Origin of the sequence: Loigolactobacillus zhaoyuanensis (assembly GCF_003946385.1) — a bacterium.
Taxonomy (GTDB): domain Bacteria; phylum Bacillota; class Bacilli; order Lactobacillales; family Lactobacillaceae; genus Loigolactobacillus; species Loigolactobacillus zhaoyuanensis.
In genome coordinates, this window is the sequence record NZ_RHOE01000118.1 from 1 (window position 1) to 3,389 (window position 3,389).

General features: G+C 44.1%; 4 protein-coding genes. 2 read left to right on the forward strand and 2 right to left on the reverse strand.

Annotated elements, in window-relative coordinates:
* Window positions 1-149 precede the first annotated feature (149 nt).
* The gene (locus EKM76_RS13000) at window positions 150-1,526 is read right to left on the reverse strand and encodes an aldehyde dehydrogenase family protein (protein WP_125550990.1); all 1,377 of its coding nucleotides are present in this window, start codon (window positions 1,524-1,526) and stop codon (window positions 150-152) included.
* Between the two features lie 170 nt (window positions 1,527-1,696).
* Here EKM76_RS13000 and EKM76_RS13005 point away from each other — a divergent pair, with 170 nt between their 5' ends.
* Both EKM76_RS13005 and EKM76_RS13010 read left to right on the forward strand, forming a co-directional pair.
* Entirely contained in the window at window positions 1,697-2,509 is an 813-nt protein-coding gene (locus tag EKM76_RS13005; protein ID WP_125550991.1) for an ABC transporter permease subunit, read from the forward strand.
* Window positions 2,509-3,228, forward strand: coding sequence for an ABC transporter ATP-binding protein (locus EKM76_RS13010; RefSeq protein WP_125550992.1), 720 nt, complete (start codon window positions 2,509-2,511; stop codon window positions 3,226-3,228). The genes EKM76_RS13005 and EKM76_RS13010 overlap by 1 nt, the downstream gene beginning before the upstream one ends.
* Window positions 3,229-3,271: 43 nt before the next feature.
* On the opposite strand, the gene EKM76_RS13015 is transcribed toward EKM76_RS13010, so the two are convergent.
* On the reverse strand, window positions 3,272-3,389 hold a 118-nt coding region (locus EKM76_RS13015), incomplete at its 5' end, for an IS3 family transposase (RefSeq protein ID WP_164507606.1).

Below are 3,389 nucleotides of genomic sequence, written 5' to 3' on the forward strand. Positions count from 1 at the left end.
AGAACACATAAAATAGGCAAGATCCAGTGAGAAGCAACACCTGAATTAAGTTCGATTCATCCGTGAACGGTGATTCCATATATTAATCGTCATCCCCCCTTGAACATCCGGTTTTGAACTTGGGTTTCATGGAACTTTAGACGTTACCATTAATGTGCAATTACTTTTTGATTGGCAAATTCAAATAACGCCTGTTCGCTCATTTCCCGACCGTAGCCAGAATTTTTAACACCACCAAAAGGTAATTCTGGCTGGGCAACGGCCTGTTGGTTAATAAAAATTTGGCCGGTCTCTATTTGTGCGGCTATGGCTTGAGCATGTTCTACAGCGCCAAAGACAGTCCCAGCTAAGCCATATTGTGAGCGATTAGCTAATGTGATCGCTGCGTCATCTGATTCAACGATGTGCAATTGGCCTACAGGTCCGAATAATTCGGCATCAAAAATTGGGTTATCTGACTTAATATTGCCTAGTAAAACAGGCTTAAAAAAGTAACCAGGTTGTGAAAAGTCACTGCCACCGGCAACTAATACTTCAGCACCATGTGCGACTGCTTGATCGACTTGCGCTTGAATTCGTTGGCGTACTTCTGCAGAAGCCAAGGGTGCTAGGGTAGTGTCTTCAGCGCGTGGATCACCGATTTTTTGTTGTGCAAAGGCAGCTTTAACTGCTGCTGTAAATGCTGGTGCAACTGCTTGGTGGACGATAAACCGTTTAGCCGAAACGCAGACTTGACCAGCATTACGCAAGCGAGAACCAACCGCCGCGGCAGCTGCAGCGGGTACGTCAGCGTCAGCCAATACAATAAAAGCATCATTACCGCCTAGTTCTAATGTTGACTTGGTCAGCGCTTGAGCGGCTTCACTCGCAATTGTGCGCCCAGCACGGACTGATCCAGTTAAGGCGACACCTTGCACACGCGAATCAGCGATCACGGTGGCAGCTTGTTCATTGGTCAAAAATAAATTCTGCATGGCTGCTGGCGCAATCCCAGCTGCTTGGACCATTTCTGCAAATAAAAGTGCGCAACTAGCCACGCTGGGGGCGTGTTTTAAAATGACTGGATTACCTAAAATGAAGTTTGGCGCAAAGACACGCATGACTTGTGTATAGGGGAAATTCCAGGGTTCAATTGCCAACACGATACCAGTGGGTTCATAACTAATTTGCGCATTCGCCACGCCTTGGTATTGGCGCATTCGCGGTTGCAGTGCTTCGGCGCCATGGTGAGCGTAATAGTTAGCGACGCCAATACTACCATTGATCTCACCATGGCTTTCGCGGAGTAACTTACCCATATTGGTGGTCGCCATTTCCGCCAGCCGATTTTCATTTTGTTTGAATAGAACGGCTAAGCGTTGCAATTGAGCGCTGCGGGCACAAATACCGGCGAAGCCTTGGTGGCGCGTTGCTTGGTAGTACGCATTACCAACGGTTAGTGCTTTTTCTATTTTTGCTGGCGTTGCCGTGGGATAAGTGGCGCTGGTTTCTTCGGTATAAGGATCGATCACTTGATAATTTGACATAAATTTGCCTCCAATAATTAATTATTATATGCAGTATAAGTGGTCTACCTAAAAGCAACCTTAAAAATGCAATAAACAAATGATTTAGAACTTTTTAGGTTTTAAGTTCGGTTTAAGCTTACCCCAGTATGATTATGCTCATTGATAAAACAAAACGGAGATGAGTATTAATGGATAATGTAGCGGAACTTGGTGCGCGTCAGTCCCAGCGGCGTCTACACTTTACTTGGCAAAAATTGTTACCTTGGTTGATTCCAGTGTTGCTCATTGGTTTTTGGCAATTAGCAGTTAGTACTGGCTGGATCACTAGTAGTTTGTTACCGTCACCGCTTGCCGTGATCCAGGATGGTATTGCATTGTGGCAAACGGGCGAGCTACCTAAAAATATCAGTATTAGTCTTTACCGAGCAACAGCAGGTTTTGTGATCGGCGGTAGTCTCGGCTTCTTATTAGGGCTGTTAAATGGATTGTCCACGACTGCACGTGCTCTATTTGATTCTTCCATTCAAATGCTGCGTAATATTCCACATCTTTCCTTGATCCCAGTGGTCATTATTGCTTTAGGTATTGGCGAAACCGCTAAAATCTCACTGGTCACAGTCGGCGTTATGTTTCCGATCTACATCAATACTTTTCATGGTATTACCAGTATTGATCCCGAATTATTGGAAATGGGTCGTGCGTACGGTTTATCGAAACGGGCTTTATTAACTAAAATTATTTTTCCTGGTGCTTTACCAACGATTTTAGTTGGTGTGCGTTATGCCTTAGGTGTGATGTGGACTACGTTGATCGTTGCCGAAACAATTTCTTCTAGCTCAGGTATTGGTTACATGGCCACTAATGCGCAAGAATTTATGAATATGGATACGGTGCTGCTATGTATTATTATTTACGCTTTATTAGGTAAGTTGTCCGATTTGATTGCCAAGGCATTAGAGAATATTTGTCTAGCTTGGCAACGTGAAGGGCAGGTTAAATGATGATCGAGCCACTATTAACTTTAGAACAAGTCGGCAAAAAGTATGCCAATAAAATTGCGTTACACGACGTTAACTTCAATATTTATCCCGGTGAGTTTGTTGCTCTAGTCGGAATGAGTGGCGGTGGTAAAAGTACGATTTTACGGCTGATCGCTCAACTAGAACAACCCACTGGCGGTCGGATTAAATTTCATGATGAGACCACCACTGTCCGCGTTATGTTCCAAAATGATCGACTTTTACCATGGATGACCAATCTAGAGAATATCTCTTTTAATAGTAAAAATAAAGTACAGCAAAAACGAGCACAGGCCATGTTGAACGAAGTTGGCTTAGCTGAATTTGCTGATAGCTACCCTAACCAATTATCGGGTGGTCAAAAACAGCGTTTGGCGTTGGCACGTGCCTTAATGGCCAAGCCCAAGTTATTATTGTTGGATGAACCATTAGGCGCACTGGATGCTTTGACACGACGTAAAATGCAAGCTTTCATTGCGGATATTTGCGCTAAACAGCAACTGACTACCTTGTTGATCACCCACGATGTAGACGAGGCTGCACGGATGGCTGATCGAGTATTTGTAGTTAAAGATGGTACCAACGTTTACGAAGCAGACGGTGCTAAAAATCAAGATGCAGCCACGATCGCCACAGTATCGGAGCGTATTCTCAGCGTAATTTTACACGCACCGGCAACTGCGGCTAGCGTCAATCGATAAAAGAAGGTGAAGATGAAGTGAACCCCAAATATTGGACGAAACTTTAAGCGACTTTCTGGGTGGTAAGAACACGGTATTTAACCGGGCTCTTACCACCCAGTTTTGTTTTGATTCGTGTGACATTATAATATTGAATCCAGTTCGATACGGCTAAAGTTAAT

What these genes read in the sequence shown, in the direction of transcription:
- EKM76_RS13000 (WP_125550990.1), bottom strand. Translation starts at nt 1,526, where the DNA reads ATGTCAAATTATCAAGTGATCGATCCTTATACCGAAGAAACCAGCGCC.
- EKM76_RS13005 (WP_125550991.1), top strand. Translation starts at nt 1,697, where the DNA reads ATGGATAATGTAGCGGAACTTGGTGCGCGTCAGTCCCAGCGGCGTCTA.
- EKM76_RS13010 (WP_125550992.1), top strand. Translation starts at nt 2,509, where the DNA reads ATGATCGAGCCACTATTAACTTTAGAACAAGTCGGCAAAAAGTATGCC.